At 37.3% G+C, this 17,555-nt stretch carries 16 protein-coding genes; 12 read left to right on the top strand and 4 right to left on the bottom strand.

The window, feature by feature from the left end; translation table 11 throughout:
* Positions 1–94: 94 nt before the first annotated feature.
* Complete coding sequence (locus RM545_RS08680; RefSeq protein WP_311494928.1) at positions 95–2,026, bottom strand: TonB-dependent receptor plug domain-containing protein; 1,932 nt, start codon at positions 2,024–2,026, stop codon at positions 95–97.
* The gene (locus RM545_RS08685) at positions 2,026–2,388 is read right to left on the bottom strand and encodes a BlaI/MecI/CopY family transcriptional regulator (RefSeq protein WP_311494929.1); all 363 of its coding nucleotides are present in this window, start codon (positions 2,386–2,388) and stop codon (positions 2,026–2,028) included. The genes RM545_RS08680 and RM545_RS08685 overlap by 1 nt, the downstream gene beginning before the upstream one ends.
* A gap of 252 nt (positions 2,389–2,640) precedes the next feature.
* Here RM545_RS08685 and RM545_RS08690 point away from each other — a divergent pair, with 252 nt between their 5' ends.
* From RM545_RS08690 to RM545_RS08730, 9 genes are all read left to right on the top strand, one after another.
* Positions 2,641–3,588, top strand: coding sequence for a calcium/sodium antiporter (locus RM545_RS08690; RefSeq protein WP_311494930.1), 948 nt, complete (start codon positions 2,641–2,643; stop codon positions 3,586–3,588).
* A gap of 122 nt (positions 3,589–3,710) precedes the next feature.
* Positions 3,711–5,897: a glutamine synthetase III family protein gene (locus RM545_RS08695; protein WP_311494931.1), complete on the top strand. Its 2,187-nt coding sequence runs from the start codon at positions 3,711–3,713 to the stop codon at positions 5,895–5,897.
* Positions 5,898–6,599: 702 nt separating this feature from the next.
* Positions 6,600–7,313: a hypothetical protein gene (locus tag RM545_RS08700; protein ID WP_311494932.1), complete on the top strand. Its 714-nt coding sequence runs from the start codon at positions 6,600–6,602 to the stop codon at positions 7,311–7,313.
* Positions 7,314–7,389: 76 nt separating this feature from the next.
* The gene (locus RM545_RS08705) at positions 7,390–7,893 is read left to right on the top strand and encodes a hypothetical protein (protein WP_311494933.1); all 504 of its coding nucleotides are present in this window, start codon (positions 7,390–7,392) and stop codon (positions 7,891–7,893) included.
* Between the two features lie 69 nt (positions 7,894–7,962).
* A complete protein-coding gene (locus tag RM545_RS08710) occupies positions 7,963–8,727 on the top strand; it encodes a CsgE family curli-type amyloid fiber assembly protein (RefSeq protein WP_311494934.1) in 765 nt (254 codons plus the stop codon).
* A gap of 19 nt (positions 8,728–8,746) precedes the next feature.
* On the top strand, positions 8,747–9,154 hold the full coding sequence (locus RM545_RS08715) for a curli production assembly/transport component CsgF (RefSeq protein ID WP_311494935.1): 408 nt from the start codon (positions 8,747–8,749) through the stop codon (positions 9,152–9,154).
* Between the two features lie 18 nt (positions 9,155–9,172).
* Entirely contained in the window at positions 9,173–10,561 is a 1,389-nt protein-coding gene (locus tag RM545_RS08720; RefSeq protein WP_311494936.1) for a CsgG/HfaB family protein, read from the top strand.
* 10 nt (positions 10,562–10,571) lie between these two features.
* On the top strand, positions 10,572–12,062 hold the full coding sequence (locus RM545_RS08725) for a carboxypeptidase regulatory-like domain-containing protein (RefSeq protein ID WP_311494937.1): 1,491 nt from the start codon (positions 10,572–10,574) through the stop codon (positions 12,060–12,062).
* Positions 12,063–12,186: 124 nt separating this feature from the next.
* A complete protein-coding gene (locus tag RM545_RS08730) occupies positions 12,187–13,368 on the top strand; it encodes an AIR synthase related protein (RefSeq protein ID WP_311494938.1) in 1,182 nt (393 codons plus the stop codon).
* Here RM545_RS08730 and RM545_RS08735 read toward each other — a convergent pair.
* Positions 13,365–14,033, bottom strand: coding sequence for an ATP-binding cassette domain-containing protein (locus RM545_RS08735; RefSeq protein ID WP_311494939.1), 669 nt, complete (start codon positions 14,031–14,033; stop codon positions 13,365–13,367). The genes RM545_RS08730 and RM545_RS08735 overlap by 4 nt on opposite strands.
* Positions 14,034–14,466: 433 nt before the next feature.
* On the opposite strand from RM545_RS08735, the gene prfA reads away from it, so the two are divergent.
* The 3 genes from prfA (at position 14,467) to RM545_RS08750 (ending at position 17,306) form a co-directional block, all read left to right on the top strand.
* On the top strand, positions 14,467–15,543 hold the full coding sequence (gene prfA / locus RM545_RS08740; protein ID WP_311494940.1) for a peptide chain release factor 1: 1,077 nt from the start codon (positions 14,467–14,469) through the stop codon (positions 15,541–15,543).
* Positions 15,544–15,692: 149 nt separating this feature from the next.
* Positions 15,693–16,511, top strand: a complete 819-nt coding sequence (pyrF, locus tag RM545_RS08745; RefSeq protein WP_311494941.1) for an orotidine-5'-phosphate decarboxylase — start codon at positions 15,693–15,695, stop codon at positions 16,509–16,511.
* 6 nt (positions 16,512–16,517) lie between these two features.
* Positions 16,518–17,306: an ABC transporter substrate-binding protein gene (locus tag RM545_RS08750; RefSeq protein WP_311494942.1), complete on the top strand. Its 789-nt coding sequence runs from the start codon at positions 16,518–16,520 to the stop codon at positions 17,304–17,306.
* On the opposite strand, the gene RM545_RS08755 is transcribed toward RM545_RS08750, so the two are convergent.
* On the bottom strand, positions 17,279–17,467 hold the full coding sequence (locus tag RM545_RS08755; RefSeq protein WP_311494943.1) for a Lacal_2735 family protein: 189 nt from the start codon (positions 17,465–17,467) through the stop codon (positions 17,279–17,281). The two genes, RM545_RS08750 and RM545_RS08755, sit on opposite strands and share 28 nt — an antisense overlap.
* Positions 17,468–17,555 lie beyond the last annotated feature (88 nt).

Raw genomic sequence — 17,555 nt, forward strand, 5'->3', positions numbered from 1 at the left:
GGCCTATCTGTTTATTGGTATTGCAGAACAAAAAAGCCATCAGTAACGATGGCTTTTTGCATGATGTCAATAATTTTATTTTTCCTTCAGAATCTCAGTCTTTTGAATTAATGGAAATGCTACCCTTGTCATTCCAGCTTATTTGAACATCAGGAATACCATTTGTACTACTGTAGGAGCCATTTACGGTACTCCCTTTTCCTGAAACTTCTATTTTAATTGAAGTGATGAGGCCTTCTTTGTTCCTTCGGATTTTAGAAAATTTCGTTTTCAGGTCTTTTTCCTTTTTTAGATATGCTTCTATTTGTGCAAGATCGTTAGAAGTAGATTCCGAGGTAATGGAAAACGATTCAGAATTTATGCCAGAAGAGTTATTCTCATTATTGGTTTTCGTGAAAATTTCTATCACTCCGTTTTTAGCTTTTTCACCATATTTTTCTGTTGCCGTTGCTCCTTTAAGGACGTTTATTGAGACGATTTCCGAAGGTTCTACATCATTAAAGTCGTAGCTCTGCGGCATAACTTTTCCATCCAGTATTACTAGCGGTTTTTCCTCCTGCTGGTTGCTTGTATTATCTGCAGTTTTCTTACCTGTACCATAAATAGTACTATTTTTCTGCTTTCTTCTCTTAATAGTTTTTGCCTCGGAAGAAGGATTTCTCTCAGAATCTTTAAGAACCACATTGATAACACCGTTTTTGGCTTTCTCTCCGTAGCCGGAAATTGCCTTTTCTCCTTTTACCACTTCAATGCGCTCAATAGTTTCAGGATCTATAGAATCGAGGTTAAAATCGTCTTCCTTTATTTTACCGTTAACAATGATAAGCTTCGCATCCTGATTTATAGTTCCTGAAATCTTCCTGATTTTTACTACGTTTTCAGGATTGTTATTCTGTGATTCAATATATGATTCCGAAGCTTTTGTGCTGATTAAAACGGCGCCCTGTCTACCTGAAGAACCATACAGTGCAGTAGCCTTTGCACCTTTTAATACGTTTACTTTTTGGATATTCTCAGGATGAATAGTATCAATAATTGCCTTTTTTGAAGGCACACCATTTAACACGTAAAGTGGATCTTCTTCATTTTCCTCGTTTTGAGAGGAATCTAAAGTTTGGGTCTCACTTGATTTTTCTGAAGAAATCTCTTCTTTTTGTAAAATTTGGGCCTCTGTTTTTACATTGAAGAAAAACATAAAGAGCATCAGGGCTGGAAGTACGAGGCTAATTTTCCACATTTTCGGCTTGTTGTTTTGTTTTTTGTTGAGCATAACTATTCGTTTTTTGATGAATGATTGATAAAAATGGTTAGTTAAAGCAGGCTGAAATTCAGGAACCGAAACTTTTACCAACGCACGCTGGTAAGCTTTTCTCGATCCTGCAGCAGTGATTGTTTCCCGGTCTGCAAGAAATTCCAGGTTTTGTTCTATAGTTTTTTTATACCACCAGCTAAAGGGATTAAACCAGAGAATTGCGGTAGTTAGGTTGGCGAGGATAATATCTAATGAATGTAGCTGTGCAGCATGCACTTTTTCATGCTGTAAAATAAGCTCTAAATCACGTTGAGAATGTGATGCGGGATTGTAAATGATATAATGGAAAAAAGAAAATGGTCCTGTAATGCGATTGATTTTGATAAATTTAAAACCTTCAGCTTTTTCAGAATGATGAGTTTTTATCAACTTCAGAATAGAGAACAACCTGAATGCGAATTGACAGAGCAGTAATCCGGCACCCACTAAATAGGTTATCCCGGCTAAGTTCCACCAGTTTATTTCTGCTTCCTGTACAAGAGACGTGCTGGGAAACATTTCCGGAGAAAATTCAGCATTAATTACAGGCGCTTCGATAAGTACTTTTCGGGTGAAATAAATGGCCGGAAGTATAAATGAAGCAAAGATTCCTCCGACTAAAAATTTCCTGTTCAGGCTAAAGGATGTATCTTTTTTTAGTAGTAATTGATAGAATAAAAAGAAAATTGCCAGCAGGCCTGCACTTTTGAGAAGATATATTATAGTTGTTTCCATCATTTTTCCTTTTTCTCAATGATCTCCAATATTTCTCTTAATTCTTCGGCGCTAATTTTTTCTTCTTTGGCAAAAAAGGAAACGACGCTTTTATAAGAATTATCAAAAAACTTCTTGGTTGCCAGGTTCATAAATTGTTTGCGATAGGATTCTCTGGAGAGCACAGGAAAATATTGATGAGTATTACCAAAAGTATTATGTGAAACATAACCTTTCTCTTCAAGATTTCTTACTATGGTAGAAACGGTATTATAATGGAGCTTTTGATCTTTAATTTCAGGAATAATTTCCTTTACAAATGCTTTTTCCAGCGTCCACAAGATCCGCATGATCTCTTCTTCTTTATTGGTTAGTTTTTCCATGGAATGAATGATTTAATAATCGAACTTTTGGCGATTTTTCAAAGTAACGAAAAAAATAGTTTTAAAACTATAAATATAGTTATTATTTCACTTTTGGAAATCCGATTTATAAATGGAGGGTAGGTTGATCTGAACATTATGAAGAAACCGGTAATCATTTTGTAAGATACGGCTGAGAGAGTTTATGTTTTCGATGGAATTGAGGTTTACTATAAACCTTGAAAGATTCTATTATCTTCGCAAAAAAAACTAATGAGTATAATCTTCATTCTTTTAGGCCTGGTTCTTCTGGTAGTAGGAGGAGAATTCCTCGTGCGATCTTCTGTCGCCCTATCCTTTAAACTGAATCTTTCTAAAATGGTAATTGGTCTCACAGTAGTCTCTTTTGCAACTTCAGCTCCAGAGTTGCTGGTGAGCTTGCAGGCCGCACTCGATGGTTTTTCAGATATATCACTAGGAAATGTAATAGGCTCAAATATTGCAAATATCGGCCTTGTATTAGGAATAACGGCAATCATAACACCTCTTGCGATTGACCGTGACTTTTACAGTTTCAACTGGCCTGTAATGATGATTTTTTCAATTGCCTTATATTTTCTTCTGAAGAGTGGGGGGAATATTTCAAGATTAGAAGGCTTTTGCCTGTTGATAGCCCTGGTAATATATCTTATTGCACTTATAACCCGATCTCGTAAGAGAACGGGCATAGCAATAGAAGAAGTAGACGAGTCTTTAAAAGCCGTTTCTAACTTTAAAATGATCCTGTGGTTGATTATTGGCGGTGTGTCGCTTTGGGGAGGTTCAGAGTTATTGGTGGAAGGCGCGGTGGATCTGGCGACAACAATGGGGATAAGTGAAAGGGTGATCTCTGTCACCATGATATCTGTAGGGACCAGTATTCCGGAATTGGCTGCTTCGGTCATAGCTGCCCTTCGGAAGGAAAAAGCACTTTCCCTGGGTAACTTAATAGGTTCAAATATCTTTAATATAGCTTCGGTATTAGGGCTTACCGCTTTAATTCAGCCCATATATTTAAAATCTGAAGCAATTCTTAACAATGACATTTTCTGGATGATAGGAGTGGCTTTTGTGCTTATTCCGTTGGCTTTTTTACCAAAAAAGTTTCAACTGGGAAGATATAAAGGTGTAATATTATTTGTAAGTTATTCGATTTTTGTGAGTATTGCATTTTTAGGTTAATATTCAGGGGTCATAATGAAGAATACATAATTTTTTTTAAATGGTCACTGATTTTAAGGGGGGTTTGAATAAAAATTAATAAATTTGGCGATCGAATTTAGAAATTTTCAAACCAAAATAATATGTCAACCTTAAGATTTGAAGCTTTAAAACAAACATTTAACCGTACTACGGTTAAAATTGAAGAACCTGGTAGAAGGTCAGAAATTTTTGGAAGCAATGTTTTCGACCTGACAACCATGAAGCAGTTCCTTACCAAAGAAGCTCACAAAAGTGTGACTGATGCTATAAAAGACGGTTCTAAAATAGATCGTTCAGTAGCAGATCATATTGCTTCCGGAATGAAAGAATGGGCAATTAGTAAAGGTGCTACCCATTACACTCACTGGTTCCAGCCTCTAACAGGATCTACTGCAGAAAAGCATGATGCTTTTTTTGAAACTACCGGAGATGGATCGGCAATAGAGAAATTTGGTGGTGGAGCGCTTGTACAGCAGGAGCCTGATGCTTCCAGTTTTCCAAACGGTGGAATTAGAAATACCTTTGAAGCAAGAGGATATACCGCATGGGATCCAACTTCTCCGGCTTTTATCTGGGGAACTACCCTAAGTATTCCTACAGTGTTTGTTTCCTATACAGGAGAAGCTTTAGATTATAAGACTCCTTTACTAAGGGCTTTGCAGGCTGTAGATCAGGCTGCAACTTCAGTAGTAAAATATTTTGATAAAAACGTAACTAAAGTAAACGCAACCCTTGGATGGGAGCAGGAATACTTTCTTATTGATTCTGCTTTAGCTGCTACACGTCCTGACCTTCAATTGGCAGGAAGAACATTACTTGGACATGCTCCGGCAAAAGGTCAGCAATTGGATGACCATTATTTTGGTTCTATCCCTTCCAGAGTATTGGCTTATATTATGGATTTGGAAATCGAGTGCATGAAGCTGGGGATTCCGGTGAAGACAAGGCATAATGAGGTTGCTCCAAATCAGTTCGAGCTTGCTCCTATTTTTGAAGAGGCTAACCTTGCGGTAGATCATAACTCTCTTATCATGGATGTTATGGGTAAAGTAGCAGAGCGTCACAACTTTAAAGTAGTGATGCATGAAAAGCCTTTTGCAGGAATTAATGGAAGTGGTAAGCATAATAACTGGTCTTTAAGTACTGATACCGGAACAAATCTTTTGGCTCCCGGAAGTACGCCAATGAAGAACCTTCAATTCCTTACTTTCTTCATCAATACTATTAAAGCAGTACATGATAATGAAGAGTTGCTGAGAGCTGCGATTGCAAGTGCATCAAATGACCATAGACTGGGTGCTAACGAAGCTCCTCCTGCGATCATTTCAGCATTTATTGGTTCTCAACTTACAGCGGTTCTTGATGAACTTGAAAAAGTAACTGACGGGAAGTTATCTCCTCAGGAAAAAACCGAACTTAAATTAAACGTAGTAGGTAAAATTCCTGAAATTTTACTTGACAATACAGACAGGAACAGGACTTCTCCTTTTGCCTTTACAGGAAATAAATTTGAGTTTAGAGCTGTAGGGTCTTTGGCTAACTGTGCAAATCCAATGACGGTTTTGAATAGTATTATGGCTAAGCAGCTAATCGACTTTAAAACTGAAGTTGATAAGCTTATCAAGGATGAGAAAATGAAAAAAGATGATGCCATCTTTAATGTTCTTCGTGAATATATCAAGGAATCCAAAAAAATTCGTTTTGAAGGAGACGGTTATAGCGACGCATGGGAGAAAGAGGCAGAAAAGCGAGGTTTAAGTAATAACAAAAAGACACCACAGGCGCTTAAAGTTCAGATTGCAGAAAAAACTATCAAGCTTTACGAGGATCTTAAGGTAATGAACAGGGTGGAAGTTGAAGCCCGCCACGAGATTGAACTTGAAGAATATGCAATGCGTATTCAGATTGAGGGAAGGATTCTTGGAGATATTGCCAGAAATCACATTATCCCGACAGCAATACGCTACCAAAACGTTCTTATTAAGAACGTGAGGGGAATAAAAGAAATTTACGAAGAACATTACAAGAAATATGCGTCTGAGCAATTGGGTATTATTGAAAGTATTTCTACTCACATTGCTGCTATTAACAGCAAAGTAGGGGAAATGATAGAAGCCCGTAAAGTAGCTAACAAAATGGAAGATGCTGAGGAAAAAGCACATTCTTATTGTGATGACGTTAGACCTTACTTTGATGAGATCAGATATCACTGTGATAAGCTTGAACTATTGGTGGATGACGAATTATGGCCATTAACGAAGTACAGAGAGTTGTTGTTTACAAGATAATTTGATTTACATAAAATTTATACAAGCCACGGAGCAATTTGCTCCGTGGCTTTCTTGTTTTAGAAAGTTAGGTTTGCTGATAATAGTAAATAATTTCTGCTACTCGTTATAGCCTTTAAAATTCAGGATTTTCTTCCAGATTTTACAGAAGTGATGTTGCTTAAGTTCTTTAGGAATGGAATGAGTTTAAGCTGGTTATAAGGCTTATACTTCATCAATTTCTGGGGTAATATAGTAGAGGTTCGTCTTAAACGTTACCTTTGGAAATTAATTGAGCTGATTTGTGGGATTACGTACGAAAAATCTTCTTTTTTGTAGGAAATAACCTTAAAAAGTTAGATGTTTACTCTAAAAGCTTTATCGACATCCTATATTTTATAAGGGATTTCTAAAATTACCTTAGTATTTTAACAATTAATTTTGTCCTACATCGAAAATAGTTTTGGGCAAAGAAGCTTTTGCTTAGTTTAGCCTTGTGATTAAGAATCCCCACTACTTCTTGGTCATCATCCACCCCTAAGGATGTTTTTCGAATCAGAACCCCTAATTTCGGTTCGTTTAAAATTACTCCGCCCCATTTTTGAAATTGTAATCAATTAAATTAACCATTAAATATTTCAAATTATGAAAAAAGTAGTTTTAAGCGCAGCAGCGCTAATGATTGGAGCAATTGGGTTTGCTCAAACGCCACCAGCAGCAGGGTTGAAAGCAGCAACAGAAATTGCGGAAAGTAACAATGAAAGTTTTCTTACTCAAAGCGGACTAGACCATTACGCAATGGTTACACAAGTTGGTGATCATAACCGCTCTGATGCAACGCAAAGCGGAGAAGGTAATTATTTCAAATTACGGCAGACAGGGGACAGGAATAATAGTATTCTTACCCAGAGCGGATCTAATACCTTTAGAAATAATGATGCGGAAGTGACGCAAATTGGAGATGACAACACCTCCAACGTAGAGCAGTCTGGGACATATAGTCGTGCTCGTGTATTTCAAAGGCCAACCGGTGCCGTTACTGCCCGTTTTAATGTAGCGGAAGTAGTACAGGTTGGTGATGGAGGAGCATATAACGAGGCGTTTGTGTCTCAATATATGGAAGACAATTTTTCTCGTCAAGAACAAACAGGACAAGGTAATGATGCCTATGCAAGTCAACAAAGAAGTGGGAATGATTCATATCAGTACCAAACAGGAGACTTTAACTCCGCTTCTGCTGTACAAGGAGCTGATCCTTATACTGCTATTGGAGGTAACCTATCTACTATTACACAAAATGGTAACTACGGCTATGCTCATCACAACCAGCTTAATGGGAATAACAATCTTGCTGAAACAACTCAATCAAATGACTGGCAGCACTCTGTTATAGACCAGAGTGGAGACAGCCATAAAGCTTTTGTAATTCAACAATAGAACTCTAAAAATAAGTCTTAAACAATTTAATGGGGCAGTTAATGTATGACTGCCCCTTTCTTACCAAAGTAAAATCATGAAACTAAGGCTTTTATTTTCAGGTGTTTTTATTATAATAAACTGCCTTTCCTCCTTAGGGCAAGATATTGTAGTAGATGACATTAGCTCGGCTGATAAAAGAAACTCGAAAATAATTCGTGAAATCCAGGTACACGCAGAAAAAATAATATCACCTTTTGTTTCTAATAATATATATATTGCACAAGTTGGAGAAGGGAATTCATCCTACGTTAACATGACAGCGGAAGATAGTAACCTGAATCTAAATCAGGAGGGAAGCTATAACACTATACATTTAGAGGCTCATGTAAGAAGTATGGAAGGAACGGTCACTCAAAACGGTAACAGCAATTTTGTTTTGAATTTAGCAAGTGATCCTAACCTAGACGTTCCAATAAACGTTAGACAAAATGGAAATAACCTTAACTTTGAGAGTTATGGTGTCAACTCAATTGGTAGTAAGTTGATGTTTCAAATGACAGGCGATGCTAATTCAATAATTGTTAGGAATTTCAACTAATTTATTTAGAAAATAATTTAAATGAATACCGGTATTTTTCTACAGGTTTTTTTACCTAAGAAGTTTTATATGAAAAGTGAATTTATAAAATATATTGGGCGTTGGTTTCTTTTTCTAATTCTTTTATTTTTTTCTCTTCTGGTTTCTTCTCAAAACTTTAATTCAGAAGTAGAAGCAGCCATAAAAACTAACGATGCAAAGGATGATATTCTTGAGATTATTGGTACGGCAACAAATAAAACGGAAGGCAACTTTAGTCTTAGGTACGAATTATCCGTCATTACTTCCAGTGGCAACAGTAACAATTCTTCTAAAAATTCCCAGTCGGGACGTTTTATTTTAGAGCCGTTTGAAACAAAGAACCTTTCCCAGACCTCTGTTTCTGTTGATCCCAGTGGAAAAACAATAATTCTTTTACTTATTTATGATGAGGATGATAAATTATTGGGAACAGATAGAAGAGTTTATGGTTCTTCAGAAGAGAAAAAAGCTGAAGAAAGAAAATCCTATCAAAAACCTAATGAAGGTATAGAACTGACGGGCATGGTTACTGAAAAGACCAAGACCAAACCAGGGAAAGATTTCTACGATTTTTTCTATCAGAAGTACAGTTTAAGTCCAAATCAGGGAAATAAAATAATTGAAATTGATGAAATGATCAGTTTTGGTAGGACTACAAGAATAATGGTCAAAATAGACAACAAACTCGTTTATCAGTTTTTTGCAAGGCCAAAACTAGACTACTTAAAAGATCAGGCAGACCAGGCTTTAAAACAAGTGAACCGCCACTTCGAATACTTAAAAAACAGGAACGAAAGCCTCACGCGATATTAACCCAAGTAAAATTTAACCTATGAAGAACCTTTTACTTATTTTTTTTATTTCTATGGCCGGCTATTCCATGCAATCCCAGCAGCTGGTTTATACTCCCGAAAACCCTGCTTTTGGTGGAAATCCCTATAATTCACAATGGTTATTGGCATCTGCACAGGCGCAAAATTCTTTTAAAGATCCTGCTGCAACTACAGGACGGCAGCAACAAACTGAACTTGAAAGATTTACATCAAGTCTTAATTCTCAATTATTAGGGCAGGTCTCCAGGAGCGCTTTTACAAGGCAGTTTGGACAAGACGGCTTAAATCCGGGAACTTATTCTTTTGGTAGTCTTGCCGTGGATATTTATCCTTCTGACGAAGGACTGGTTATTAATATTTTAGATACAAACACAGGAGAACAGACCCAAATCGTGATCCCAAATTAATCATAAACCTACTTATTTATGAACTGTTACAAAATTCTAGGTGTAGTCCTGCTAACATCTGTGACTATATCCTGTGGAACTTATTTCAATCAGCCGGTTGATGTTGCAGAAGCCAGGATTGGCGAAACATCCAAAGTAACCGCGCGATTAAAAACACTGCCCCTGCCGGAAGAACCTGTAGTAGTTGGAGTCTACAACTTCAGAGACTTAACCGGACAGTATAAAACTTCAGAAGTGGGGAGTACTTTTAGTACAGCAGTTACTCAAGGCGCTACCTCTATTCTCATAAAAGCACTTGAAGATTCCCGATGGTTTACGCCAATAGAACGGGAAAATATCGGCAATTTATTAAATGAGCGAAACATAATAAGATCAACAAGGCAGGAGTATCAGGGATCCAATACCGATCAGCCGCAGGTTCCGCCGTTATTATATGCTGGTATTCTTCTGGAAGGTGGTATAGTTTCTTATGATACTAACATTATTACCGGAGGGATGGGAGCCCGTTATTTTGGTGTGGGAGGTAGTACACAGTATCGTCAGGACAGGATTACAATTTATCTGAGGGCAATTTCTACTTCCAGTGGGAAAATTCTTAAGAACATTTACATATCCAAGACTATTCTTTCACAGGCTTTAGATGTTAGTTTATATAAATATGTAAATTTTCAACGTTTACTGGAGGTGGAAACCGGTTTTACCAGGAATGAGCCTGTTCAATTGGCTGTAAAAGAAGCTATAGAAAAAGCCGTAGAGGGGCTTATAATTGAAGGGTTGCAGGATGATCTTTGGAATACAAAGGAGGAAGAAGAAGCTTCAGCTCAGTTAATAAGCGATTACGAGGCAGAAAAAAATGATGCAGACCTTACCGGCTTATATAATAGAAAATTTATTCAAAGGAATTATAATAATTCTTTTGGAGTGGCGCTTGGTACAGCGCTTATGCGTGGAGATTATTCAGGAGAAGAAGCTGGCGCTCACGTGAGAATTGACTATACAACCGGAATATCAAAATCTCTATTCCTAAACATTGGTGCAAGTGGTTTCCAGTTAAAGAATGAAAATGCGTTTTCCAGGAGATTACTGGGTCTCGATCTTAATGGTGGCTATCTGCTCCTGCCAAATGATAATTTATCACCTTACATTTTTGGAGGTCCGGGATTTATAATGGGATTGGAAGAGATACCTGAAGATCAGGAAAATATACATCTGAAGTTTCAGTATGGAATTGGCGCAGAGTATCTCTTGAATAGTAAACTGGGACTTAAACTTTTCGCTCAGCACAACCTGTCATTCGATGATGAAGTGGATTATATCATAAATGGGAAAAGAAATGACCAATTCTTCAATTTTGGAGTAGGAATCAACTTTTATCTGGGAAAATCAAGTCAGCCAAAGAACAATTAAAACTTAACCTATGAAAAATATTAAATATTTATCGGCGCTATGTGTACTGCTGTTGTTTGGCGCCTGCAGTGAAGATACTATAGATGCTTTGGGAAATGGTTCTATTACAGGAACTGTAGTGAATGAAGGCAGTAATGAACCAATTAATAACGTTAGGATTTCAACCAACCCTGCATCTTCTACTGTGTTTACTGATGAAAACGGAGAATTTGTTTTAGAAAATATTTCTGAGGGAGATTATTCTGTTGAAGCAAGAAAGGAAGGCCTACTTACCCGGTTTGAAGGAGCGACAGTCCGTCCTAATTCTGAAGTAAATGTGATTTTTGAACTTCAGCCGGAATTTGCAAATAATCGCCGCCCGGAGGTGCCTCAACCATCCTCTCCGGTAGACAATGCTACAGATGTAGCTTTTCCGGTACAATTTGTTTGGAGTTCGGGAGATCCTGACGGGGACGAACTGGTGTATGAGCTCGAATTGAGAAATAGCGTCAATGATGAGGTCCGGACTTTTTCAAATATTACAGATACTACTTATACTGTTAATGACCTTAATTACGGTTATAAGTACTTTTGGCAGGTGAAAGTTTCAGATATTGTTAATGATCCTGTCTTAAGTCCTGTTTACGCTTTCCAGACTTCCCAACTTTCAGGCAGATATTTATACATCAAAAATATAAATGGCAACAATGTTATTTTTTCTTCTAACGGAGAGAATGAGGTGCAGCTGACTTCTTCTGCCAAAAACAGTTTCAGGCCTAGAAGGAATAATGCCAGCAATAAAATTGCTTTTCTTAGAACAGTTGGCGGACGTACACAACTTTTTACTATGAACCCGGATGGTACTAACCAGTTCCAGGTAACATCAAATATCCCCGTTAATGGATATGATCTTGAAAGGATTGAATTCTCGTGGGCTAATGATGGAACCTCTCTGATGTATCCCAATTTTGGAGATCTTTATCGGGTAAATGCAACGGGTGGAGGAACACAGAAAATTTACAGTACTTCTAATGGTAAATTTATTACAGCTGTAGACGTTAGTGAAGATAATAGTATAATTGCACTACTTACAAATGATCCTGACGGATACAATGGTTCGATCTTTACGATTTCTCCAGATGGACAATTTAAACAATCTGTTATTTCTGGTGTAGATGGAGCCCTGGGGGGGATTGATCTGGCTGTAGATAACCGTAACTTGCTTTTTACCCGTGATGTTTCAGAATATGAAAGCAGTACTAATCGTCAATTGGATACACGTATGTTTATCTATAATTTCTCAAGTGGGGAAATTATAAATATTAGTCAAAATAAACCTGAAGGAACCAATGATCTTGATCCAAGGTTTTCACCTAATGAAGCTAAAGTTATTTTTGTAAATACTTCTAATGACGGACTCTCACCAAGAAACATCTACACCAAAAGCATAGATGAAAATAACGAGGAAAATGATACCAGAACTCAAATTGTTGAAAATGCGACAATGCCAGACTGGGAATAAGAATTAATTAACCAACTTTCGAAGTGGAAGCGGTAGTCTTACAAGGCTGCCGCTTTTGCTTCTATAAATCTTTCACGGGCAAAACTAAACTCCTTATCTTTGAAGCTTAAATTCAGTTATATTCATGAGTCAGGAAATCAGTAAAAGGTATGCCAGCCGTGGTGTTTCAGCAGGTAAGGAAGATGTTCATAATGCAATTAAAAATGTAGATAAAGGTTTATTTCCTAAAGCTTTCTGCAAAATTGTACCCGATTTTCTTACGGGAGATGAAGAATTTTGTCTGTTAATGCATGCCGATGGTGCCGGGACAAAATCTTCGCTTGCTTACATGTACTGGAGGGAAACTGGGGATCTCGGGGTTTGGAAAGGCATTGCGCAAGATGCATTGATAATGAATATCGATGACCTTTTATGTGTTGGTGCTACAGATAAAATTCTGCTCTCTTCAACGATAGGCAGGAATAAGAATCTTGTCCCCGGCGAAGTTATCTCTGCTATTATAAACGGTACAGAAGAATTAATTGCTGAATTAAAAGAGTACGGAGTAGAGATTCACGCCACAGGCGGGGAAACGGCAGATGTTGGAGACCTTGTAAGAACAATAATTGTGGATTCTACGGTCACTGCGAGGATTAAACGTAGTGATGTAATAGACAATGCAAATATTAAACCCGGAAATGTAATCGTTGGTCTTTCATCTTCGGGGCAGGCATCTTATGAGAAGGAGTATAACGGCGGAATGGGAAGTAATGGCCTGACTTCTGCCAGGCATGATGTCTTTTCTAAGGTTCTGGCTGAAAAATATCCGGAAAGTTTTGATAATAGCATTCCTGAAGATCTCATTTATTCAGGTACAAAATCCCTTACCAATAAAATAGAAGGCGCTCCTCTGGATGCTGGCAAATTGGTGCTTTCCCCTACCCGAACGTATGCGCCTGTTATCAAGAAAATCCTTCAAAAGTTTCCCAATAAAGAAATCTATGGAATGGTTCATTGCAGTGGAGGAGCACAAACAAAAATTCTTCATTTTGTGGATAACCTGCATATCATAAAAGATAATATGTTTGAAGTGCCACCGTTATTCAAACTTATTCAGCAGGAAAGTAAAACTGATTGGAAAGAAATGTACCAGGTTTTTAACATGGGACACCGTATGGAGCTCTATGTAGATGAAAAAAATGCAGAAGAGATTATAAATATTTCGAAATCTTTTGATGTTGATGCTAAGATTATTGGAAGGGTAGAGGCTTCCGAAGAAAAGAAACTGACCATTAAGAGCGAATTTGGTGAATTTTATTATTTCTAAAAAGATTGTAATGTTCCCTGTCTTAAATAATTATAGTTTTCAAGATCCGAAGGCTGCGTGATTTGATAACTGTGACGGTCCTTTATCAGGTAAATTTCATCGGCAATATCCAAAACATGTCGGTACATATGGTCGGTAATGATAATTGCCTTTTTCTGCCTTGCTTTCTGAAGTATTTCGGAAATGCTTTCTATATAAAGCGGTGATAGATGAGTAAAAGGTTCGTCCAGCAATATTATTTCGGAACTGCTGTTCAAGACCAGGAAAATTTCAGTTAGACGACGTTCTCCTCCGGAAAGTTTTCCAAATTGTTCATGAAAATGTTTTTTAAGGTTAGGGAAATGCGAAATAAATGCTTCCCAGTCGGCATCAAATAAATGAAAAGCTTCTTTCAGGTAGAGGTTCTTGGGAAAAAGAGGATGCTGCGGCAGGTATTTTACATTTTTGGAAACATACAAGGGCTTTAGACAAGGTTTGTTGTTTATTTTTAACAGTTTGTTCTTGGGTTTAAGGCTTCCGAAGATGATCTTTAATAAGCTGCTTTTCCCGCAGCCATTTGAGCCTAAGAGGCCGGTAATTTTACCTTTTTCAGCTTTCAGATAAATTCCGCTGAGAATTTTTTTCCCGGAGTAATTTAATTCCACATTGTCTATTTCCAGCTTCATATCGTAGATATTATTAATAAGCAGGCGGCAGTTAAGACCAGATCATAAAACAAAACAACAGCAAAAAGCCTTCTGCTTCTAAGGCCAAGATTATAATAGAAAACTAGTTTTTCATTTGCAGGAGGCAAAAGCCGTATCCAAAGGAACACTATGCTGGTAATAAAAATTTTAAACAAGATGATTACATAAGGCGTTATTGCTACGTAAACCATGAAAAAATTGAGCAGGAGTGAAGTAACAATATAACTTTTATAAAATATAAAACCAGATTTAAGAGTCTTTCGCATTACCGGTAAATATGCTTGAAAATACAATTTTTAATCCAAAGATCATGTTTTGTCCTTAATCTGGAAAAATTTAGATGCTTTCTTTTCCGTCATACAATTCCATGATTTTATCGTAAATTTGCTAATTCAAAAATCAGAAGGGTTATATGATTGAGAAGCTTAACATAGTAAAGCAGCGATTTGATGAAGTAAATGATTTGATCATTCAGCCGGATGTAATTGCCGATCAGAAGCGATATATTGAATTAAATAAAGAGTATAAGGACCTAAGAGCATTAATGGATGTGCGCGAAGTTTACATGGAACTAACGCAAAATATCCAGGAATCTGAAGAAATCATTGCCGACGGGAGTGATCCTGAAATGACTGAAATGGCAAAACTTCAGATGGAAGAGGCTAAGGAACAACTTCCCCAACTGGAAGAAAAGATCAGGATGATGCTCGTCCCAAAAGATCCTGAAGACGCTAAAAACGTGGTAATGGAAATACGGGCCGGTACAGGAGGTGACGAAGCAAGTATTTTTGCGGGTGACCTTTACCGCATGTATACCAAGTATGTAGAAAGTAGAGGCTGGAAGCACAATATTGTTGATTTTAGTGAGGGTACCAGTGGAGGTTTTAAAGAAATGATTTTTGAAGTTTCCGGAGAAGATGTCTACGGAACTTTAAAATTTGAAGCTGGAGTCCACCGTGTGCAGCGTGTTCCGCAAACTGAGACTCAGGGTCGCGTACATACCTCTGCAGCTACTGTTATGGTATTACCTGAAGCTGAAGAATTTGATGTGGAAATTGATCCAAAGGAAGTTCGGGTAGATTATTTCTGCTCTTCGGGGCCAGGTGGACAGTCTGTAAACACCACTTATTCTGCGGTTCGCTTAACCCACGAACCAACCGGACTTGTAGCGCAATGCCAGGATCAAAAGTCCCAGCATAAAAATAAGGAGAAAGCATTTAGAGTATTGCGTTCCCGACTTTATGAAATGGAGCTTGCGAAGAAAATGGAAGCAGATGCAGCCAAGAGAAATTCAATGGTTTCCAGTGGTGACCGTAGTGCAAAAATCCGAACTTATAATTACTCCCAGGGACGGGTTACAGACCATAGAATCAATTTAACTTTATATGATCTTTCTAATATAATTAATGGTGATATTCAGAAGATCCTTGATGAACTTCAGTTGGTAGAGAATACCGAAAAACTCAAGGAGAATTCAGATGTTTTTTAGTCAGTGAAGGGTGAAGGGTGAAGAAAAAGAGGAAAGAAAAAAGAAAAATCTAAGAGGATAAAGTGAGATTTATTATAAATTAAACTTAATACACGATCATCACAACGGAACTTTAAACTTTTCAAACCTTAAACTTTAAACAAACTTCTATGTCAATTCAAGAGCTGATAAATCAAATCCATAAGAAAAAGTCTTTTTTGTGTATCGGCTTAGATGTAGACTTGGAAAAAATTCCTTCTTACCTACTATCAGAAGAAGATCCTATTTTTGCTTTTAATAAAGCGATTATTGATGCCACCCAGCAATTTGCTGTGGCATACAAACCAAATACTGCTTTTTATGAAGCCTGCGGAATAGAAGGCTGGAAAGCCCTGCAGAAAACAGTCGATTATCTACACGACAATTATCCCGAAATCTATACCATAGCAGATGCCAAGCGTGGAGATATTGGCAATACTTCCAGAATGTACGCCAAAACTTTTCTGCTGGATATGGGGTTCGATTCTGTTACCGTGGCGCCTTATATGGGTAAAGATTCGGTAGAGCCTTTTTTAGAATTTCAGAACAGGCATACGATCTTACTGGCATTAACGTCTAATGAAGGTGCTTTTGATTTTCAGACCAAAAAGATTGATGATCTTGAACTTTACAAACAGGTTTTAAAAACTTCCAGAACCTGGAAAAATTCAGAAAATCTTATGTACGTGGTTGGTGCAACAAAAGCCGAATATTTCCAGGAGATAAGAAAAATTGTTCCTGATAGTTTCTTGTTGGTTCCCGGAGTAGGTGCACAGGGTGGGAAGCTGGAAGAAGTGTGTAAATATGGAATGAATAAAAATATAGGTCTTTTGGTTAATTCTTCTCGAAAGATAATCTACGCTTCAGATTCTTCCAATTTTGCTGAAGTTGCCGGTGCCAAGGCAGAAGTTCTTCAGAAACAAATGGAAGAGGAGCTAAAGCAACTTTAATCCGCTATGGAATTTACAGATCAACTCCAACGGAAGATCAAAATTCCTGAAAATCCAAAACGTGTTATCTCCTTAGTACCAAGTCAAACCGAGTTATTAATTGATCTTGGATTGGAGGATCGTATTTCAGGTATTACTAAATTCTGTGTTCATCCTGTTGGTTTGCGGAAGAGGAAACCAATTGTTGGAGGGACAAAATCTGTTCATTTGGAGAGGATAAAAGCGCTGCAACCAGATCTTATTCTTTGCAATAAAGAGGAAAACACGGAAAAAATGGTACTGGAACTCGAAAAAATAGCTCCCGTCCATGTTTCATTTATTGTAACCCTGGAGGGTGCTTTTGATTTAATGCAACAGTACGGAGAAATTTTTAAAAAGGAATTGCTGGTTGAAAAAATGATTTCAGCAGTTCGAAATAAGAAAAAAGAAGTTGAGCATAAAGTTGAAGGAAAGAGAATAAAAAAAGTCGCTTACTTCATTTGGAAAGATCCGTTAATGGTAGCTGGAAATAATACATTCATAAACGAATTGTTGGAGCTTAACGGATTCAAAAATGAATTTTCCGGCAGGTATCCCGAAACTAATTTTAAGGAGTTACAAAATCTCGATTTGGATCTTATTCTTCTTTCTTCAGAACCTTATCTTTTTAGGGACAAACATAAAGAATTATTTAAAGACATAGAAGCAGAAGTACTGCTGGTAGATGGAGAATTCTTTAGTTGGTATGGCAGCCGACTTATAAAGGCAATGGATTATTTTTTAACGCTTCAGGACCACGCGTCGATTTCACGGTAATTTAATCTACGCAATTCCCCTAAGATTTTTTTCGCCCGGGAATTGAGTTTATTGCTTTCTTCTTTGTCATAAAGTGCGGACTTGTATGCTTTATACATAAGCTCCTTATATTTTTCACAAAGCCGCTCCTCCCGATTCTTTTTTGTAAAAATTCTAAACATAATTCATTTTATTCACTTACAAAGTTAACCGGCAGCTGCCTTAAGATTTACTAACTTACAGTTAACATTGTGGTAAAAAGCGGAGGAA

Source organism: Autumnicola lenta, from assembly GCF_031846515.1.
GTDB lineage: Bacteria > Bacteroidota > Bacteroidia > Flavobacteriales > Flavobacteriaceae > Autumnicola > Autumnicola lenta.

Coding starts and splice junctions, on each gene's coding strand:
- RM545_RS08680 (WP_311494928.1), bottom strand. CDS start 2,026: ATGGAAACAACTATAATATATCTTCTCAAAAGTGCAGGCCTGCTGGCA.
- RM545_RS08685 (WP_311494929.1), bottom strand. CDS start 2,388: ATGGAAAAACTAACCAATAAAGAAGAAGAGATCATGCGGATCTTGTGG.
- RM545_RS08690 (WP_311494930.1), top strand. CDS start 2,641: ATGAGTATAATCTTCATTCTTTTAGGCCTGGTTCTTCTGGTAGTAGGA.
- RM545_RS08695 (WP_311494931.1), top strand. CDS start 3,711: ATGTCAACCTTAAGATTTGAAGCTTTAAAACAAACATTTAACCGTACT.
- RM545_RS08705 (WP_311494933.1), top strand. CDS start 7,390: ATGAAACTAAGGCTTTTATTTTCAGGTGTTTTTATTATAATAAACTGC.
- RM545_RS08710 (WP_311494934.1), top strand. CDS start 7,963: ATGAAAAGTGAATTTATAAAATATATTGGGCGTTGGTTTCTTTTTCTA.
- RM545_RS08715 (WP_311494935.1), top strand. CDS start 8,747: ATGAAGAACCTTTTACTTATTTTTTTTATTTCTATGGCCGGCTATTCC.
- RM545_RS08720 (WP_311494936.1), top strand. CDS start 9,173: ATGAACTGTTACAAAATTCTAGGTGTAGTCCTGCTAACATCTGTGACT.
- RM545_RS08725 (WP_311494937.1), top strand. CDS start 10,572: ATGAAAAATATTAAATATTTATCGGCGCTATGTGTACTGCTGTTGTTT.
- RM545_RS08730 (WP_311494938.1), top strand. CDS start 12,187: ATGAGTCAGGAAATCAGTAAAAGGTATGCCAGCCGTGGTGTTTCAGCA.
- RM545_RS08735 (WP_311494939.1), bottom strand. CDS start 14,033: ATGAAGCTGGAAATAGACAATGTGGAATTAAATTACTCCGGGAAAAAA.
- prfA (WP_311494940.1), top strand. CDS start 14,467: ATGATTGAGAAGCTTAACATAGTAAAGCAGCGATTTGATGAAGTAAAT.
- pyrF (WP_311494941.1), top strand. CDS start 15,693: ATGTCAATTCAAGAGCTGATAAATCAAATCCATAAGAAAAAGTCTTTT.
- RM545_RS08750 (WP_311494942.1), top strand. CDS start 16,518: ATGGAATTTACAGATCAACTCCAACGGAAGATCAAAATTCCTGAAAAT.
- RM545_RS08755 (WP_311494943.1), bottom strand. CDS start 17,467: ATGTTTAGAATTTTTACAAAAAAGAATCGGGAGGAGCGGCTTTGTGAA.